Annotated in this window: 17 protein-coding genes and 2 pseudogenes; 8 read left to right on the forward strand and 11 right to left on the reverse strand. The window is 62.0% G+C overall.

From position 1 onward, the window contains the following. The first annotated feature begins 43 nt into the window (after nucleotides 1-43). Nucleotides 44-1498: a TrkH family potassium uptake protein gene (locus CWR53_RS15845; protein ID WP_058605590.1), complete on the forward strand. Its 1455-nt coding sequence runs from the start codon at nucleotides 44-46 to the stop codon at nucleotides 1496-1498. On the opposite strand, the gene CWR53_RS15850 is transcribed toward CWR53_RS15845, so the two are convergent. Next, nucleotides 1455-2516, reverse strand: a complete 1062-nt coding sequence (locus tag CWR53_RS15850) for an AraC family transcriptional regulator (RefSeq protein ID WP_058605591.1) — start codon at nucleotides 2514-2516, stop codon at nucleotides 1455-1457. The genes CWR53_RS15845 and CWR53_RS15850 overlap by 44 nt on opposite strands. Before the next feature lie 152 nt (nucleotides 2517-2668). Here CWR53_RS15850 and CWR53_RS15855 point away from each other — a divergent pair, with 152 nt between their 5' ends. After that, complete coding sequence (locus CWR53_RS15855) at nucleotides 2669-2980, forward strand: DUF962 domain-containing protein (protein ID WP_058605592.1); 312 nt, start codon at nucleotides 2669-2671, stop codon at nucleotides 2978-2980. Nucleotides 2981-3021: 41 nt separating this feature from the next. On the opposite strand, the gene CWR53_RS15860 is transcribed toward CWR53_RS15855, so the two are convergent. From CWR53_RS15860 to recQ, 3 genes are all read right to left on the reverse strand, one after another. After that, nucleotides 3022-3303 (reverse strand): SelT/SelW/SelH family protein, encoded by a 282-nt coding sequence (locus tag CWR53_RS15860; RefSeq protein WP_058605593.1) that lies wholly within the window; start codon nucleotides 3301-3303, stop codon nucleotides 3022-3024. A gap of 25 nt (nucleotides 3304-3328) precedes the next feature. Further along, nucleotides 3329-3766 carry a MarR family transcriptional regulator gene (locus CWR53_RS15865; RefSeq protein ID WP_058605594.1) on the reverse strand — a complete coding sequence of 146 codons (438 nt, stop codon included), beginning with the start codon at nucleotides 3764-3766 and terminating at the stop codon, nucleotides 3329-3331. A gap of 151 nt (nucleotides 3767-3917) precedes the next feature. Then, a complete protein-coding gene (recQ, locus tag CWR53_RS15870) occupies nucleotides 3918-6065 on the reverse strand; it encodes a DNA helicase RecQ (protein ID WP_100852019.1) in 2148 nt (715 codons plus the stop codon). A gap of 241 nt (nucleotides 6066-6306) precedes the next feature. Between recQ and CWR53_RS15880 the strand changes: the two genes are divergently transcribed. The 3 genes from CWR53_RS15880 (at nucleotide 6307) to CWR53_RS15890 (ending at nucleotide 8936) form a co-directional block, all read left to right on the forward strand. Next, nucleotides 6307-6894 (forward strand): UPF0149 family protein, encoded by a 588-nt coding sequence (locus CWR53_RS15880; protein ID WP_027915890.1) that lies wholly within the window; start codon nucleotides 6307-6309, stop codon nucleotides 6892-6894. A gap of 7 nt (nucleotides 6895-6901) precedes the next feature. Then, complete coding sequence (locus tag CWR53_RS15885; RefSeq protein WP_100852020.1) at nucleotides 6902-7267, forward strand: YbaN family protein; 366 nt, start codon at nucleotides 6902-6904, stop codon at nucleotides 7265-7267. 310 nt (nucleotides 7268-7577) lie between these two features. Next, on the forward strand, nucleotides 7578-8936 hold the full coding sequence (locus CWR53_RS15890; protein ID WP_023533803.1) for a TolC family outer membrane protein: 1359 nt from the start codon (nucleotides 7578-7580) through the stop codon (nucleotides 8934-8936). Nucleotides 8937-8953: 17 nt separating this feature from the next. Here the strand turns inward: CWR53_RS15890 and CWR53_RS15895 are convergent, their stop codons facing one another. The 6 genes and pseudogenes from CWR53_RS15895 to CWR53_RS15910 all read right to left on the reverse strand — a co-directional run bounded on the left by CWR53_RS15895 (nucleotide 8954) and on the right by CWR53_RS15910 (nucleotide 13320). Continuing rightward, the gene (locus CWR53_RS15895) at nucleotides 8954-9565 is read right to left on the reverse strand and encodes a tRNA-uridine aminocarboxypropyltransferase (protein ID WP_100852021.1); all 612 of its coding nucleotides are present in this window, start codon (nucleotides 9563-9565) and stop codon (nucleotides 8954-8956) included. A gap of 92 nt (nucleotides 9566-9657) precedes the next feature. Then, nucleotides 9658-10632: pseudogene (locus CWR53_RS23560) on the reverse strand (methyl-accepting chemotaxis protein); the annotation flags it as partial. Nucleotides 10633-10941: 309 nt separating this feature from the next. Then, nucleotides 10942-11223, reverse strand: a pseudogene (locus CWR53_RS23565) (PAS domain-containing protein); the annotation flags it as partial. 348 nt (nucleotides 11224-11571) lie between these two features. Next, nucleotides 11572-11700, reverse strand: a complete 129-nt coding sequence (locus tag CWR53_RS23355; protein ID WP_023533827.1) for a PA1414 family protein — start codon at nucleotides 11698-11700, stop codon at nucleotides 11572-11574. A gap of 190 nt (nucleotides 11701-11890) precedes the next feature. Then, nucleotides 11891-12817, reverse strand: a complete 927-nt coding sequence (locus CWR53_RS15905) for a DMT family transporter (RefSeq protein ID WP_100852023.1) — start codon at nucleotides 12815-12817, stop codon at nucleotides 11891-11893. A gap of 95 nt (nucleotides 12818-12912) precedes the next feature. After that, nucleotides 12913-13320, reverse strand: a complete 408-nt coding sequence (locus CWR53_RS15910; RefSeq protein ID WP_100852024.1) for a transcriptional regulator — start codon at nucleotides 13318-13320, stop codon at nucleotides 12913-12915. 200 nt (nucleotides 13321-13520) lie between these two features. Here CWR53_RS15910 and CWR53_RS15915 point away from each other — a divergent pair, with 200 nt between their 5' ends. Beyond that, the gene (locus CWR53_RS15915; RefSeq protein ID WP_027915883.1) at nucleotides 13521-13793 is read left to right on the forward strand and encodes a hypothetical protein; all 273 of its coding nucleotides are present in this window, start codon (nucleotides 13521-13523) and stop codon (nucleotides 13791-13793) included. Between the two features lie 59 nt (nucleotides 13794-13852). Here the strand turns inward: CWR53_RS15915 and CWR53_RS15920 are convergent, their stop codons facing one another. Next, on the reverse strand, nucleotides 13853-15175 hold the full coding sequence (locus tag CWR53_RS15920; RefSeq protein WP_100852025.1) for a DEAD/DEAH box helicase: 1323 nt from the start codon (nucleotides 15173-15175) through the stop codon (nucleotides 13853-13855). Nucleotides 15176-15315: 140 nt separating this feature from the next. On the opposite strand from CWR53_RS15920, the gene CWR53_RS15925 reads away from it, so the two are divergent. Beyond that, nucleotides 15316-16623, forward strand: coding sequence for a mechanosensitive ion channel family protein (locus CWR53_RS15925; protein ID WP_100852026.1), 1308 nt, complete (start codon nucleotides 15316-15318; stop codon nucleotides 16621-16623). Nucleotides 16624-16734: 111 nt separating this feature from the next. Further along, complete coding sequence (locus CWR53_RS15930; RefSeq protein ID WP_100852027.1) at nucleotides 16735-17733, forward strand: DUF2314 domain-containing protein; 999 nt, start codon at nucleotides 16735-16737, stop codon at nucleotides 17731-17733. Nucleotides 17734-17854: the final 121 nt, after the last annotated feature.

Below are 17854 nucleotides of genomic sequence, written 5' to 3' on the forward strand. Positions count from 1 at the left end.
CAGGTAGAATGGCGCCCTTCCGTTTCGAGCCCGAGCAGAACACATGGCGTTGCCGACCCTAAGGATCATTGGTTTCATCATCGGCATCTTCCTCATCACGCTCGCCGTGGGCATGGCTGTCCCCATGGCCACCCTGGTGATCTTCGAACACACCCGCGACCTGCCGTCCTTTCTCTGGTCGAGCCTGATCACCTTCGTGGCGGGCCTGCTGCTGGTGGTGCCCGGCAGGCCGGAACACGTGCACCTGCGTCCACGCGACATGTACCTGCTGACGGTGTGCTCCTGGGTGGTGGTGTGCGTGTTCGCTGCCCTGCCCTTTCTGCTTACGCAGCACATCAGCTACACCGATGCGTTTTTCGAAAGCATGTCGGGCATTACCGCCACCGGCGCTACCGTACTCAGCGGCCTGGACAGCATGTCGCCCGGCATCCTGATGTGGCGCTCGATGCTGCACTGGCTGGGCGGTATTGGCTTCATCGCCATGGCGGTGGCCATTCTTCCCCTGCTGCGCATCGGTGGCATGAGGCTGTTCCAGACCGAATCCTCGGACCGCTCCGAGAAAGTGATGCCGCGCTCGCACATGGTCGCCAAGTCTATCGTCGGGGTCTATGTTGGCTTTTCCATCTTCGGTGCCCTGGCGTTCTGGTGGGCCGGCATGAGCCCGTTCGATGCGATCAACCATGCCATGTCGGCGATTTCCACCGGCGGTTTTTCAACCTCCGACCAGTCCCTGGCCAAGTGGGACATGCCCGCCGTGCACTGGGTGGCCGTGGTTGTGATGATCCTCGGCAGCCTGCCGTTCACCCTGTACGTGGCCACGTTGCGCGGCAACCGCGGGGCCCTGATCCGCGATCAACAGGTGCAGGGCTTGCTGGGCATGCTGGTGGCGACCTGGGTGATCCTGGGCACCTGGTACTGGTACACCACCAACCTGCACTGGCTCGATGCCTTGCGGCACGTCGCGCTGAACGTGACCTCGGTCGTGACCACCACAGGCTTTGCGTTGGGTGACTACAGTCTGTGGGGCAACTTTTCGTTGATGCTGTTCTTCTACCTGGGGTTCGTGGGCGGGTGTTCCGGTTCGACGGCCGGCGGTATCAAGATCTTCCGCTTCCAGGTGGCCTATATCCTGCTCAAGGCCAACCTCAACCAATTGATCCACCCCCGGGCGGTGATCAAGCAGAAGTACAACGGGCACCGCCTCGACGAAGAAATCGTACGCTCGATCCTCACGTTTTCCTTCTTCTTCGCCATCACCATCTGCGTGATGGCGTTGCTGCTGTCACTGCTGGGGGTCGACTGGATGACCGCCCTGACCGGCGCGGCCGGGACGGTGTCCGGCGTGGGCCCGGGCCTTGGCGAAGTGATCGGGCCGTCGGGTAACTACGCCAAGCTGCCCGACGCCGCCAAGTGGATCCTGGCCGGCGGCATGCTGCTGGGCCGGCTGGAAATCATCACCGTGCTGGTGTTGTGCATGCCGGCTTTCTGGCGTCACTGACTCCGTCGATATCGGTGCCCAGGCGAGCCCGGTACTCGCTGGGCGTGACGCCAAACCAACGGCGAAAGGCCCGGTAGAAGTTGCTAGGGTCGGCAAAGCCAAGCAGGTAGGCGGTTTCCAGCAGGGTCATGTTGGGCTGGGCCAAGTACTGTTCGGCCAGTTCGCGCCGGGTATCGTCGAGCAACGCCTGGAAGCTGGTGCCCTCATCCTGCAACCGGCGCTGCAAGGTGCGCTGGGACAGGTGCAGCGCCTGTGCCAGGGTTTCACGCTTGGGCTCGCCCTGGGGCAGGATGCGGCACAGCACCTGGCGCACCCGGTGGGTCACGCGGGTCTCCGAGAAGCGTGCCAGGTATTCACCGGCGAACCGGTCGTGCAATACGGCCATGGCTTCGTTGGCTGTGGGCAGTGGCGCCTCCATGTCAGCCCGCTCGAACACCAGGGCATCATGGGGCGCATTGAAGATCAGTGGGGAATGAAAGGCCACTTTGTAGGGTTCCAGGTGCTTGGGCGGCGGCCCCTGTATCAGCACCCGTCGCGGCTGGACCGGCCGGCCGCTGAGCCATTTGCACAGCGACAGGGCGCAGGCCAGCGACGCCTCGGCACTGTGCCGGGTGGGCGGCAGGTGATCGCCATGCACGGTCAGGATCAGCGAATAGCCTTCGGGGGTGAGGATAAAGCTCAAGTCAGAGCTCTCGGCGATGATGCGCTGGTAACGCACCAGCCGTGCGAAGCCTTCGGCCAGCGTGCGGCTGGACATCAGCGCGTAGCCCACCACATGAAAGGATGCCGGCCTGACCACGCGCGCCATGTTCAGGCCGATTGCTTCATTGCCCGACAGCTCAACTGCCAGTTGCCAAAGTCGGGTCATGGCGTCCTGCGGGAAGCGCGCATCGGGATCGTCCAGAGCAGCGAAATCCAGCCCCAGCTGCTTGAACATGGCCTGGCAATCGAGCCCTTCGAGCTCCAGCGCCTTGACGATCCCAGATGCCCAGCTGGCGGAGGTGGTTCTTTCGCTCATGGCACGCTTCTTATGCTGACCGCTCCTGCGGTGAACCCCAAGGATACTCAATTGGCGCCTATTGTCACTGGTACGCCTCGTCTGTGACTCTAGACTCGAATCAGGCTCCACGCCGTGTCGATCATTTCCAGTCAATCTTCCGGGGCAGTGTCATGGACCGAACAGCGCAATTCCGAACCTTCGCCGAGTTCTATCCCTACTACCTCGGTGAGCACAGCAACCCCACGTGCCGCCGCCTGCACTTCGTGGGCACCAGCCTGGTCATTGCCCTGCTGGCCTACGCCATCGGCAGCGGCAAGTGGATGCTGCTGCTGGCGGTGCCCGTGGTCGGCTACGGCCTGGCCTGGGTAGGGCATTACTTTTTCGAGAAGAATCGGCCTGCGACCTTCACCTATCCCTTCTATAGCCTGCTGGGCGACTTCGCGATGTTCAGGGACGTGCTGCTGGGCAAGGTGCGCCTCTGACGCCAAGGCGCCGGCCTGCAGTATCGACACGGCCGGGGCGGTTAGCGATCGTTGTGACCCAGGTCGCGCTGTGGATCGATCTGATCGCGTACGCGTTGCTTGAGCACTTTTGCTTCAGGGAAGCCGCCATCGGCTTTGCGCTCCCACACCTGCACGCCATCGCAGGTGATGCGAAAGACGCCACCGGTGCCCGGCTGCAAGGCCACCTGCCCCAGGTCCTGGCCAAACGTACTGAGTAGCTCCTGGGCCAGCCAGCCGGCACGCAGCAGCCACTGGCACTGGGTGCAATAGGTAATGACGATGTCAGGCTTTGGTTCGGTCATGGTGATGCGCCTCGCAAACGGTGGATCAGGGCTTTTCCAGGTTGCTCAGAATCTTGGCATGGACCCGCATGCAGACCTCAAGGTCCGCTTCATCGACGCCTGTAAAAAGCTCGATGCGTAGCTGATTGGCAATGGTCTCGATCTGCTCGATCAGGGGCTTGGCTGGGGGGCACAGCAGGATCTTCTTGGCCCGCCGGTCTTCGACAACGGCCTGGCGACGCACCAGCCCCTGCCCTTCGAGACTATCGAGCAAACGCGCCAGGGTCGGGCCCTCCACGCCGACGCTCTGCGCCAGTTCGCGTTGGGTGGGCGCTTCCTCGAACCGTGCCAGGTGCAGCAGCACCAGCCATCGCGCCTGTGACAGATTGAGGCCGGCCAGACGGCGATCAAGCTCGGCGCGCCAACCACGGGACATCTGGGCAAGCTGCATGCCGAAGCGGTGTTGATTGTCAGTCAGGGGCATAAAGCGACTCGTCGAAAAGTTCTAATTGTTAGGCAGCTAATCATGCGCGGCCCGACGAGGCAAGCCGTCGGGATGCGCTGCTGCAGGGTAAATGTGCGCTGGCGTGACACGGATCAGCAAACCGCTCGGGCCGAGCCGGTAGCGCGCACTGTCACAGCTCGAACTCAGCCGCCAAGACGGCACGCACGCAGTGCAGGACGCCGTCTGGCACACGCGATCCGAACAACGGCGCAATGGTGGAAACGGGTGGCAATTCGCCTTCGCCGTCGAGGAAGGCATCCTGGATCTCCGACAGAAGATCTTCCGGCAGGTCCAGCGCCTGTTCGAGGTTGAGCTCCTGACGCCCCAAGGCCTCAGCCAGCAGGCTGTAGACGTTCTTTTCAGTGCAGTCGAGCTGACCGGCGATCTGCGCCGGCGTCATGCCGGCGCGGGCCAGGCTGACCAGTTCATGGCGCAAGTCCAGTACCACCTTCGGCGCCTCGGGGGTGCCGCCGCTGCCATTGAGCACTTCCAGGAATGCCTGCCCGTAGCGTTCCAGCTTGCGGGCGCCGACACCGCTGACCTGCGCCATGTCGCTCAGGGTCACCGGCTGGCTGCGCAACATCTCGAGCAGGGTGGAGTCCGGGAAGATGACGTAAGGCGGGACGCGATGCTCTTCGGCAAGCTTGCGGCGCAAGGTGCGCAGCGCTTCCCACAATTCGCGTTCTTCTGCACGCACCAACTGGCTCGCCGGGCTGCCGCCGCCAGAAGACGAGGCCTTGGCTACGGTTTGCGGTTTCAGGTCACGGCGCAGTTGCAACGTGACTTCGCCGCGCAGCAGCGGGCGGCAGCTGTCCGACAGGCGCAGGCCGCCGTAGCCTTCCAGGTCGATGTCGACCAGACCACGGGCTACCAGTTGGCGGAACAGCGAGCGCCAGTCGGCCTCAGCCAGCGCCTTTCCGACGCCGAACACCGACAGCTTGTCATGACCGAAATTGGTCACTTTCTCGGTGCTTTTGCCCAGCAGCACGTCCACCAGATGCCCCACGCCATAACGCTGGCCGGTGCGAAACACCGCTGACAATGCCTGGCGGGCGGGCTCGGTGGCATCCCACGTCTGCACGTTGTCGACACAGTTGTCGCAGTGCCCGCAGGGTTGCTCCAGCGTCTCATCGAAGTACGCCAGCAAGGTCTGGCGTCGGCAGCGTGTCTCCTCGCACAAGGCAAGCATTGCGTCGAGCTTGTGCTGCTCGATGCGCTTGTGGCGCTCGTCACCCTCGGAGTTCTGCAGCATCTGCTTGAGCATGACCATGTCCTGCAAGCCGTACGCCATCCAGGCGTCCGAAGGCAGGCCGTCACGACCGGCACGACCGGTTTCCTGATAGTAGGCTTCCAGCGACTTTGGCAGGTCCAGGTGCGCGACGAAACGCACGTTGGGCTTGTCGATGCCCATGCCAAAGGCGATGGTCGCGACCATGATCAGCCCTTCTTCGTTGAGGAACCGATGCTGGTTGGCCGAGCGCGTCTCAGCCGGCAGGCCGGCGTGGTAAGGCAGCGCGGGGAAGCCCTGGTCGCAGAGAAACGCAGCGGTTTCGTCGACTTTCTTGCGCGACAGGCAATAGACGATGCCTGCGTTCCCACGGCGTTCGCCCAGGAACGCCATGAGCTGCTTGCGGGGCGCTTCCTTGGGGACGATGCGGTAGAAGATGTTCGGCCGGTCGAAGCTCGAGAGGAAGCGCTCGGCCCCTTGCAGGTGCAGGCGCTGGACGATTTCTTCCCGGGTGCGCATGTCTGCGGTCGCGGTGAGCGCAATGCGTGGCACATGCGGGAACAGCTCGGCCAGTTGGCCCAGTTGCAAGTATTCGGGGCGAAAATCGTGGCCCCACTGGGACACGCAGTGGGCTTCGTCGATGGCGAACAGCGAAATGTCCAGGTCGCGCAGAAAATCGAGCATGCGCGGTTGCACCAGGCGCTCTGGCGCCAGGTAGAGCATCTTCACCTCGCCGCGGCGCAGGCGCCCAGCCAGTTCCCGTTGTTGCTCGGCATTGAGCGTGGAGTTCAGGGCAGCGGCCGACACCCCCAGTTCATCGAGCGTGGCGACCTGGTCGTCCATCAGTGCGATCAACGGCGACACCACCACGGTCAGGCCTGGGCGCAGCAACCCTGGTACCTGGAAACACAGCGACTTACCGCCACCTGTGGGCATCAGCACCAGGGCATCGCCACCATTGGCTACGCATTCGATGATCGCTGCCTGGCGCCCTCGGAAGCTGTCGTAGCCGAAGATGTCCTTGAGAACGCGCTGAGCCTGTTCGAGCATGTGCAACTCCAAAAACGCCGTACCACCCCGCTACAGGCTGGACGAAAAACCCGCGCCGCACACGCCGAATGCGTAAGCGGTTTTTGCCAAGGGCCCGACAACGGTGGGCCCTTGGCTGGAAACCGCCAAGTATACCGCACCCGCTCCCTGCACTGGCACCGTTGCGATGGGCGTGTCTTTGCCCCGCTGACGCTGCAAGGTGCTAGAATTCGATATCGTTTATTCCCAAGGTAGCCCCGTAATGTCCTTCGCCGAGCAACTGACCCGCCTGCAAGCCTTCCTCGACGCCGACGAGCTGCACGAAGAAGCGCTGGACTATGTCGCCGCCCACGGCTACCTCACTGCCTTGTCGATCAACGCCGAAGAGGTGCCCGAGCGCGAATGGATCGACGCCTTGTTCGCCGAAGAACCGCACTACGCCAGCGAGGCCCAGCGCGTCGAGATCGAGGCCACGCTGGTTGCCCTCAAAGGCCATATCGCGCGCCAGTTGGCAAGTGATGACGAGTTCGAGCTGCCCTGCGACCTGGATCTGGGCGATGACCCTGACGACTCCGACCTGCGCGGCTGGTGCATCGGCTTCATGGAAGGGGTCTTCCTGCGCGAGGAAGCCTGGTTCGAGAATGCCGAAGAGGAAGTGAGCGAAATGCTGCTGCCGATCATGGTCGGTTCGGGCCTGTTCGACGAGCAGCCTGAATTTGCCGACATCGCCAGCAATGCCAGCCTTCAGGACGACATGATCGTGCAGATTCCCGAGGCCCTGACCGCGCTGTTCCTGTTGTTGCATGCCCCAGAAGAGAAACCGGCCCTGCTCAAGCCCCGTCACCACTAAGCCGGGCATGCGCTACCTGCTGCTGGCCATCGGCTGGGTGAGCGTGGCACTGGGCGTGGTTGGCATCTTCCTGCCGGTGCTGCCGACCACGCCGTTTCTCCTGCTGGCAGCGGCGTGTTTTGCCCGCAGCTCGCCACGCTTTCACGACTGGTTGGTCAACCACCCTCGCCTAGGGCCCTGGATCCGGGGCTACCTAGGCGGCGAGGGTATGCCCCTCAAAGCCAAGGCCTATGCCATAGGCCTGATGTGGTTGAGCATCGCCGTTTCCTGCTATCTGGTTCCGTTTCCCTGGGCACGGCTGTTCATGTTGGCCAGTGCGGTAGGTGTAACGTTCTACATTCTTCGGCAAAAAACCTACACACCGCCTAAGTGACAATAATTTGTCGCCAAATATCAATTTGGCCTGCCCCACCAGGTTTTTATTTAGATACGTTCTGGAACCGCCTACAGCCGCCACTTGGCGCCCCCTGGACAGCGCGGTTTGGTATCTGATTCAGCAGCTCCCCTTTCCAGCGTTAGACAATTAATGTCGAACATGGAGCGTTGATATGAACAAATCTTCTTACTGATTCCAGTGAATGTACTTAGCTGTGGGCTTAAAAACCTGCAACACTATACGGCATCGGAATATAGTCATTTTTTTGGCGATTTGTAGGAAAACCCAGGATCAGGGAGAGGTACCCATGCGTCTTTTGAACCCCATCACCAGTGCGTTGCTGTTGGCTCTGGCAAGTGCTCACGTGCAGGCGATGTCGATCACCGAAGCTGTCCAAAGCGCTGTGGACTACCACCCCCAGGTCAGCTCGAACCGCAACAGCAAGTTGTCTGCCGATGAAGATGTGAAGTTCGCCCGCGGCGGCTACTACCCATCCGTCGACCTGGTAGCGGGCTACGGTCGCCAGCGCTCGGACAACGCCAACACGCGTGCCGAAGGCCGTCATAACAAGGAAACCCTCAACTATTCCCAGGCCGACCTGCGTCTGCGGCAGATGATCTTCGATGGGTTCAACACCTCCAGCGAAGTGGGCCGCACCCAAGCGGTCTCCACCTCCCGTGCGTACTACACCCAGGCGGTGGCTCAGGACGTTGCCTTGCGCGCCATCGAGGTGTACCTGGAAGTGCTCAAGCGCCGCGAACTGGTAAGCCTGGCCAAGAACAACCTGCAAGCCCACCTGCGGGTGAACGACCAGATCGGCCTGCGCAACGAACGGGGTGTCGGCAGTACAGCTGACCTGGACCAGTCCCGTGCTCGTCGCGCCCTGGCGGAGAACAACCTCGATACCGCCGAGGTGGACCTGGCCGATGCCGAAGCCAACTTCTTCAGCGTCGTGGGCCGTGTGCCGGATGAGCTGGAAGATCCGCAAGCGGTCGCCGTGCAAATGCCAGCAACGCTGGAAGAAGCACGCGAAGGCATGCGCCAGAACAACCCTTACATCAAGTCGGCCCAGGCGGACGTGAACGCTGCCGAAGAGCAGTACAAGGTTGCCAAGTCCACCTTCTACCCGCGCTTTGATGCCATTCTGGCTACCGGTGCCAACAACAACACCGGCGGTGAAAAAGGCCACAGCAACAACGACTGGCAGGCAGGCGTGGAGATGAACTACAACCTGTTCCGCGGTGGCAGCGACAAGGCCCGCCTGAACTCCGACGCGCACAAGATCAACCAGGCCATGGACATTCGCAACAATGCACTGCGCGAGCTGACCGAAAACCTGAGTCTGGCCTGGAACGCCCTGAACAACGCCAGCAAGCAGCTGCCTACCGCGCGCGAGTACGCCGACACCACCAAACGGGTGCGCGCCGCCTACCAGGACCAGTTCGGTCTGGGCCAACGTACCCTGCTGGACGTGCTCGACAGTGAAAACGAGCTGTACAACGCGGACCGTCGCTACACCGAGGTGCGCTACACCGAAGCCTATTCCCGCTACCGGGTACTGGCCACCATGGGCGAGCTGTTGAGCAAGCAGCGCATCTCGCTACCGCCTGACGCCTACGCAGCCACCGAAGTGCGCACCGAAGCCCATCTGCCCGAGATGCGCTGACCAGACCGGGGCGTCGCTCAGGGCGCCCCTGTATCCTTGTGATGATTGCGCTGGTAGGTGTCTGCACCCATGGCTTGGATCTGCCTTTCGATCAGGGCCTCGAACGGCGCCAGCATAGCGTCGAAGCTGGCCGGTTGTTCCAGCACGTTCAAGGCCTGCACCACCGCCTCGATGGTCGATAGCGCGCCCGCCTCGGGCGCCTTGCGCAGTCGATAGCGTGATGGCGTCACATTCCCCAAGGTGACCTTCGGCAGAACCGCCAACAGTGGGTTGAGGTACATCAGCTTGCGCGCCTTGCGCCAGGTACCGTCCGGCACGACCAGCAACAACGGTGTGTCGTCGGTCTGCGTGTAAGGCCCGAGCGCTTGCGCCCCCTCGCCCGGAAACAACACCACTGGCCGGTAACCCGGCATTGCCAGCCATTGGTCCAGGTCGTTGAATACTTCACCCACGTGCAGCTGGGCATTGATCAAGCCTAGCGCTGCCAGGCGAGCCGTGTTCAGCGCGTGGGACGCTTCGCTTGGGTGCTGCAACAGCAACACGCGGGTCCTGCTGCCGATCGCAGGTATCAAGGCGCAGAGGCAATGGTCGAGGGGGCGCAGGCAGCGCTCGCAGCGGGGTCTGGACATGAGGTCTCCTTGGCCGCGCAGTGTGCCACAGAACCGCAGATCAAAACCGGCACGCCTTCAGCCCAAAGCGAGCCCAGCGCAGGTGTGGGCGATCAGCGATTGAAGCGCTCGGCCAGGCCATAGAGGTAGTCGGCCATGCGTTCGAGGTCTTGGCTGATCTGCGCGCCTTGCCGTGCCTGCCCGGCGCTTTGATCGCACAACTGGGCGATGCGCGTGATCTGCTGGTTGATGTCTTCAGCCACATGGCTTTGCTGTTCGGAAGCAGCAGCCATCTGTTGGCTCATGCCTGTGATCCTGCTGACCGCCTGGGCGATGCCGACCAGCGCGTTCTGCACGGCCTCAACGCTTTGCCTGCTGTCGCGCGCGATGCGCTCGCCGTGGCCGGCGGAACTCACTGCCCGCTCGGTGCCCGCGCGCAGGGTGGCGATGATCTGATGAATTTCCTCGGTCGAAGTGCGGGTGCGCTGTGCCAGCGAACGGACCTCGTCGGCCACCACGGCAAACCCCCGCCCCTGCTCCCCCGCACGGGCCGCTTCGATGGCAGCGTTAAGTGCCAGTAGGTTGGTCTGCTCGGCAATGGCTGTGATCACATCGACCACGCTGCCGATGGACTGGGTCTGCTGGGCGAGTGCGTTGACGGCCTGGCCAATATCACTGACCGCATCGCTCATGCTGTCCATCGCATGCAGGCTCTGCTGGGCCAGCTCACTGCCGCGCTGAGCCAATTGATCGGCGTCGCCGGCGGCATGGGCTGTGCTCTGGACGTTCTGCGTGACCTGCTGGATGGTTGCCGCCATCTCGGCGATGGCAGTGGCGGACTGATCCGTTTCACTGCGTTGACGGTCAAGCATCGAGGCCTGTGTGTCTGACAGTTTGGAGGATTGTGAAGCCCGGTCCTTTACCCCCACGCCTGCATCCTCAAGCCGGGTCAAGGCGGTTTGCAAGCGGGCTTCTTCACTCAGAATGGCCAGATCCATTTGCCCATGCAGCCCGGGGCTGGCGCTATAGGTCAGCGCCACCAGCGGGCTGGTGAAGGCCTTGGGGTGTGCAGCCAACGTGCGCTGTATGGCTTGGCTGTGCTGGCGCTCGATGGCGTACCAGGCCAGCAGCAGGCTGGTCATCAATACCGCCAGTGCAGCGTAGGCCGGCAGGCTGGCGTAGGCGAACGCCGATAGCGCTCCGGCGGCGGCAAGCGGCCAGCCAGTCCCCAGGCGTTGGCCCACACGTGCTACCCACGGCAACGGCGCACGGTCACTGCGCAGGCGGGCATACAGGCGCTCGGCACGGGCGATCTGCGCGCGGCTGGGCACTGAACGCACTGACTCGTAACCACTGACGCGGCCTTGTTCGTAGATGGGCGTGACGTAGGCACTGACCCAGTAATAGTCACCGTTCTTTGCTCGGTTTTTGACGATACCCATCCAGGGCTTGCCCTGCTTGATGGTGTCCCACATATGGCCAAACACCGCGGCGGGCATGTCCGGATGACGTACCAAATTGTGGGGCTGACCTACCAGTTCGTCATAAGTGAAGCCACTGATGGCCACGAACGCTTCGTTGCAGTAGGTGATTCGGCTATCGAGATCGGTGGTCGAGATCAGGCGCTGGTCACCGGGGAAGGTTCTTTCATGCTCGGTGACGGGCAAGTTCGTGCGCATCTTCGGCGATCCTTGCAGGATGAAAATGGGAGAAAAGTAGGCGCAAGGTTGATATGTAGCAGAGCGCTTTCAAATAGGAGGCCGTAGCCGCAGGAAATTATTGCATCCTGACGAAATACATCAACGCAATGTTTACGCCAGTGTCGCAGCAGGCTGAAACAGGTCGCAAAGCGCGGGGATGAGTGGGCGAAAAGGGGATATTACTGAGGGAGAAGCAGGGCTCGATCAGTACTGCCGAAGGCTGCTATGAACAGCCAGAGCCCTAGAGCGGGTGCGCCAAGGAACAAGAACGCCTAATTAGAACAAAGAAGCCGCTCTGCCCCGAAAGGTAGAGCGGCCTTCGCTCGTTCAGCGGCGGCGTGGCTGACGGGGGCGCTGCTTTTCATCAGTCGGGATGGGCACCGGCTGCAATGGCGGCGGAATCAAACCCAAGGCAACCCCGAGGTCGTGGAGCCAGTTGTACAGTGCTTTATTCATAATGCCCCCTTTACGGGTAAGCCTAACGGCGAATCAGTTTGGCGCTGCCTTATACAGATCATAGCCGCATGTATGGGCTGACGCCTACGTCTGATCTTACAGATGGGGGTGATTGTGACGCCGATCAAGCCGCTTGGGGGATTTCCTGGCACCGTCAATCGTTTCCCTATGTTACTGCTAGGTTCTGGCCTTACCCTACCCATTTGCGCAGTTGCTGCCGTACCCAGGGTTCGGCACTTACCAGAACCACGCCCACGAGCACCAGCATAGCGCCAAGCACGAAGTTCACGGTCAGCGGTTCGCCCAGGATCAACACCCCGAAGGTGACGCCGAACAGGGGCGTGATGAATGAAAACACAGCCAGGTTCGATGCCAGGTACTTGCGCAGCAGCCAGAACCAGGTCAGGTAACTGATGAACGAGACGATTACGCCCTGGAACAACACGCTCCCAATCGCCAGCGGCGTCATGACCACATCGCCGGCCTGCCCCGTGATCAGCCCAATGAGCAGTAAGCCGACAAAACCTACGGCTAGCTGATAGAACAGGGTAAGGGTTGCCGGTGCCTCGGAAAGCCGCGACCCTCTGACCACGACCGTGGTCGCGCCCCATGCCAAGCCGGCGAGTACCCCGAAGGCATCCCCCAGCAAGGTGCGCCCGTCCATGTCGGCCCATGAGGTCCCACCCACAAAGGCCAGCGCAATGCCCGCGAACGCCAGCAGTATGCCTAGCCATTGCAACAGTCTCAGCCGTTCGCTGGGCAGCATGAAATGAAGGCCAAGGGCGGTGAAGATGGGCGCTGTGTACAGGAACACCGACATGTGAGCGGCCGTGGTCAGCTTGAGTCCTTCGGCGATGAACAGAAACTCGAGTCCGAACAATCCGCCCGCCAACACACCTGCTCGCCAAGTCCCCCCCACCTGTTTCCAGTCGCCGCGCCACAGTACCATCAGCCCGACCAGCACCGCAGCGATGCAGTTGCGCAGGGTTGCCTGCATCACTGGGGCAATGTCCACGGCGGCCGTTTTGATCAGCACCTGCTGGCTGCCCCAGATCAGGCAAAGCACCACCATGACCTGAAACGCAAAGGCATCGGGGTTCTTGCGGGCCACGCTCATCGGCGGACCTCGAGACGGTGCAAAGGCATGCGCAGTGATTCACCTGAAAAAAGGGACACGGGATTATCAATTCACGCATGCCTCGCTGGCCAGCTTTAAATGGCACCACCGGCAATCTGCGCCTTGGACGAGACGTGTTCAAAGGTGCTTTCATCCAGCGCATCGTCCTGATCATCCAGCACTTGCCGCGGGTGTTCGAAGCCTGGAATGCTGCTGTCGATCAGGCTCATCAGGCGCAACCCTCGCTCGGTCAGCACGAAGTTCTCGCCGTTACCACCCTCCTCTTCCGGGCGGCTTTGAATATAGCCTCGCTCCAGAAGCAGCTTCTCGTATTCGCAGGCCTGGCTTTTGAGGCGATCCAGGTCAGCGACGGGTTCACCCTTGGCCGCCAGGTCAGCGGCGTGCGCTTCGGCATAAGGGCGGGGTTTGAAGTTCTGCCCACTGCCGTTCTGCACTTCATGCAACAAGCGTTCGATCAGGTCCCAGTTGTAGATGGTACGCATGCGATTACCTCTTGGTGTGCGTCGAGGATGTACACAGGCTTGGGACCTTCCAAGTCCGCGCACGTTCCGCGCAAATGGCCTGGAGGTCACGTGCTTTAGCTGCAATAAGCCACACCGACCCCTGGCCACTTGTCCCTGATCGTGAACCAATCGGCTCGCCGCGCCTCAACCGTCCATCAACCATGCCGGAGGAGCAAAGGATGAAACCACTGCTGCGTATCACTTGCCTGGTCACACTGTGCAGCGCGTTGCCCGCCTGGGCATGCACGCCCGAAGAAGCGACGCAAAAACGCGAGGAACTGGCTGGGCTGGTGGCTCAACTGACCGAACAGAACCCGGCGAAGGCCAAGGAAATAAACGAGGAACTGCAAGGCATGCAATTGGGCACCGCCAGCAAGGACTTGCCGGACAAGTGTCAGTTGATCGACACGCGTATCAAGGAATTGAAAGCGGCCGAAAAAAAGGCAGGATGACGCCAGGACGGTAGCTGCCAGGGCGGCGCTGAGCGCTGCCCTGGCACAGGCACCCGGCATTACTCGGCCGACGGCTTGCGCTTCTTCAACGGTGCGAGTCCATCGGAGCTGGTCAACGGTGCGTTGGCCCTTGGCTTGGCCGTAGGCTTGCGCTTGGCACTGGCCTTCTTGTCGCCACCTTTCTTGTCCGTCTTCTTCTTTTTGGTGCTGGCAGCTTTGCCAGACGCCTTGACTTTCTTGGGCCCGCTGTAGGTGCCTTTGACTTCCTTGATGACCCGGCGCTCGAACTGCTGCTTGAGGTAGCGCTCGATGCTGGACATCAGGTTCCAGTCGTTATGGGTGATCAGCGAGATCGCCAGGCCTTCGCCCCCGGCGCGCCCGGTACGACCCACACGGTGCACGTATTCATCGCCGCTGCGTGGCATGTCGAAGTTGATGACCAGGTCCAGGCCGTCGATGTCCAGGCCGCGCGCGGCCACGTCGGTGGCGACCAGCACCTTGGAGCTGCCCTGCTTGAAGCGCTCGATGGCCAGCTTGCGGTCTTTCTGGTCCTTCTCGCCATGCAGCACGAATGCCTTGACGTCCTTGGCGACCAGGTGGCCATAGATACGGTCAGCCATGGCGCGGGTATTGGAGAAGATGATCGCCTTGTCGAAGGTTTCGTTGGCCAGCAGCCATTGCACGATCTGCTCTTTGTGCTGGTCATGGTCGGCCGTGATGATCTGCTGGCGGGTGCCCTCGGCCAGCTGCGATACGCTGTTGAGCATCAGGTGCTCAGGGTTTTTCAGGACCTTGCCGATCATGTCGCGCAACGCCGCGCCGCCGGTAGTGGCCGAGAACAACAGGGTCTGCTCGCGGTTTTCGCATTCCTTGCACAGGCGTTCCATGTCCTCGGCAAAGCCCATGTCGAGCATGCGGTCGGCTTCGTCCAGAATCAGCACCTGGACGTGGGACAGGTCGAGGTTGCCGGCGTTGAGCTGCTCGAGCAAACGGCCCGGCGTGCCGATCAGCACGTCCGGCACCTTGCGCAGCATGGCGGCCTGTTCCTTGAAGTCTTCGCCGCCGGTCACAAGGCCCGACTTGATGTAAGTGAACTGCGAGAACAGCTGCACCTGCTTGAGGGTCTGCTGTGCCAGCTCACGGGTGGGCAGCAGGATCAGCGCGCGAATCTCCACACGGCGCTCGCGCAGATCGACCAGACGATTGAGCAGCGGCAGAACGAACGCCGCCGTCTTGCCACTGCCGGTCTGCGCGGTGACACGCAGGTCCCGCCCTTGCAGCGCCAGGGGAATGGCGGCGGCCTGCACCGGGGTAGGCTCGACGAAGTTAAGCTCGGCCACGGCTTTGAGCAGGCGTTCGTGCAAGGCGAATTGGGAGAACACGGAGGTAACCTCAGGCAAGTACGGAAATCAGCTGCATAGGGTAACGTTTTCTAGCGATTTAGCCGAATTTCTTTTGGCATGGGCCTGCCCATCCGCGTTCTAATAACGCCTCGTTTGGCAACAAGACTGTAAGCAAGCCCATGGACATCCAACGCTTCTGGCGCGACTCCCTCGACCTGTGGGGTACCCTCGACCAGCACCCCATGCTGCACGCCGCTATCGGCCTGGCCGTACTGCTGGTGATATCGCTGATTCTAGGGCGCCTGGCGCGCTTTCTGGTGCTGCACGGCGCTCGCCTGCTGGCACGCCAGCCTGCCCTGAAATGGCTCGACGACCTGCGGCACAACAAGGTTTTCCACCGCCTGGCGCAGACCACGCCGTCGCTGGTCCTGCAGTTCGGGCTCAAGCTGGTGCCAGAGCTGTCCGACACCGCGCAGCACTTTCTGGGCAACCTGGCGTTGGCTTTCACGCTGCTGTTCATGACCATGGCCCTGTCGTGCCTGCTCGATGCCCTGCTCGACATCTATGCCCGTACCGAGCACGCCCGCACACGCTCCATCAAGGGCTATGTGCAACTGGCCAAGATGATGCTGTGGATCTTCGCGGCCATCGTCATCGTCGCCACCCTTATCGACCGTTCACCGTTGCTACTGCTGTCAGGCCTGGGCGCGATGTCAGCCGTGCTGCTGTTGGTGTACAAGGACACGCTCTTGTCATTCGTGGCCAGCGTGCAGCTGACCAGCAACGACATGCTGCACGTCGGCGACTGGATCGAAATGCCCCAGGTCGGCGCCGATGGCGATGTGGTGGACATTACCCTGCACACGGTCAAGGTGCAGAACTTCGACAAGACCATCGTCTCCATCCCCACTTGGCGACTGATGAGCGAATCGTTCCGCAACTACCGGGGCATGCAGCAGTCGGGCGGCCGACGCATCAAGCGCAGCCTGTTCATCGACGCGGCCGGAGTCCGTTTCCTGACCCGTGAAGAGGAGCAGCGTCTGAGTCAGGTACGCTTGCTGGGTGACTACTTGGCCGGCAAACGTCAGGAACTGCAAAGCTGGAACGAAGCCTTGGGGCCGGTGGCGGAACTCTCGGCCAACCGGCGCAAGCTGACCAACATCGGCACCTTCCGCGCCTTCGCATTGGCCTACCTGAGAAACCACCCGGACGTACACGCGAACATGACCTGCATGGTCCGCCAGATGCAGACCACGGCAGAAGGCGTGCCGCTGGAGATCTACTGCTTCACCACCACCACGGTGTGGGCCGAGTACGAGCGCATTCAGGGGGATATCTTCGATTACCTGCTGGCGGTGCTGCCGGAGTTTGGGTTGAGCTTGTATCAGCAGCCCAGTGGCAACGATATGCGCGTTGGCCTGGCCGGGCATGTTGCGCCCGTACAGGCGCCGATGTCGCGGCGGGTTGAGGAAATGAGCGAGGCTTGAGGAGGGAGGCTGAGCTCAAGGCTCGCAAGCCCCTCGAACCAGCCCCGTGCTCTTCGGTCTGATGACCTTGATACCCTACGTCATCAACACGCACTCACACGGATGTACCCTATGACCGAGCAAATCATCTACCCGGCCGACGACAACAGCCCTGCCCTTCAAACCGCCATCGCCAATGCGCAGGCCACGTTCAAGTTCTTCTGGCGCGAGCTCTCCTGGGAGGCGCGCCGGATTATCAAGGGCCTGGACATGGCCGCCGTGAAGATGGCCTTTCCGGTCCACGGTGATGACCCAGAACTGCCAACCGTGGAGAACATGTGGCTCAGCGAGGTGGCGTTCGACGGCGTCTCGATCAGCGGCGTGCTGCTCAACGAACCGGAATGGGCCACGGGCTTCGATGCATCGCAGCGGGTGACGCTGCCGTTTTCGGCGCTCACCGACTGGATGTACGTGTCTGCCGGCGAGGTCTATGGAGGCTTCACCATCGATGCAATGCGCAGCGAGATGCCCGCAGCCGAACGTGCTGAACACGATGCGGCCTGGGGCCTGGAATTTGGTGAGCCCGGCTTCGTGGCGCTCGTACCGGCGCCCAAAGGGCAATCCCAGGTGTTGCTCTCGCGGGCTCTGGATACGCCGGCTGACGCACAAGCGCTCAAGCAGCTGGAAGAGGCTGACCATCCCATGGCCGTGAACATGGTGGCGCAGGTGCACGATGCACTGGTGCAACACCCTGCCATGGTCACCGATCCCGATGAGGGCGGTTGGTTGCTGCTGCACCGCGAGACGTTGGCGGGCAACTACCCGGTGGTGAGTGCTCTGCTTGAGCACGGGGCCGACACCTCGGCGCTCAACCCGTTGGGGCAAACGCCGTTGCAATTGGCCGAGCAGGCAGGATGGCCGCGACTGGTGCGACTGTTGCGCGGGGAAGAGGCACCGCTGGCAGCGCCGCAAGCCCCTGCCCAGCAGGCGCGATTCGCCGAACCTGACGAGGCGCAGACGCACACCCGGCCACACGCCCAGGCGCAGCCACGGGAACACAGCCGGTCCCGCTGGATGATCGTGGCTGGCGTGGTAATCGTGGTGGTCGTGATCTGGCTGCTGGTGCGCTAGCGACCTGCCCGACGGTCTAGCAGCGGTGTCGTTGAGGCGTTCTGGGCCAGCGCTTCACCTCGCGTTCTGGGCCCGGCCAGCGTCTTGCTGAACGCGACCCGAATCTGTAAACGTTTGAACC

The organism is Pseudomonas sp. SGAir0191 (genome assembly GCF_002812565.2).
Classification (GTDB): domain Bacteria; phylum Pseudomonadota; class Gammaproteobacteria; order Pseudomonadales; family Pseudomonadaceae; genus Aquipseudomonas; species Aquipseudomonas parafulva_B.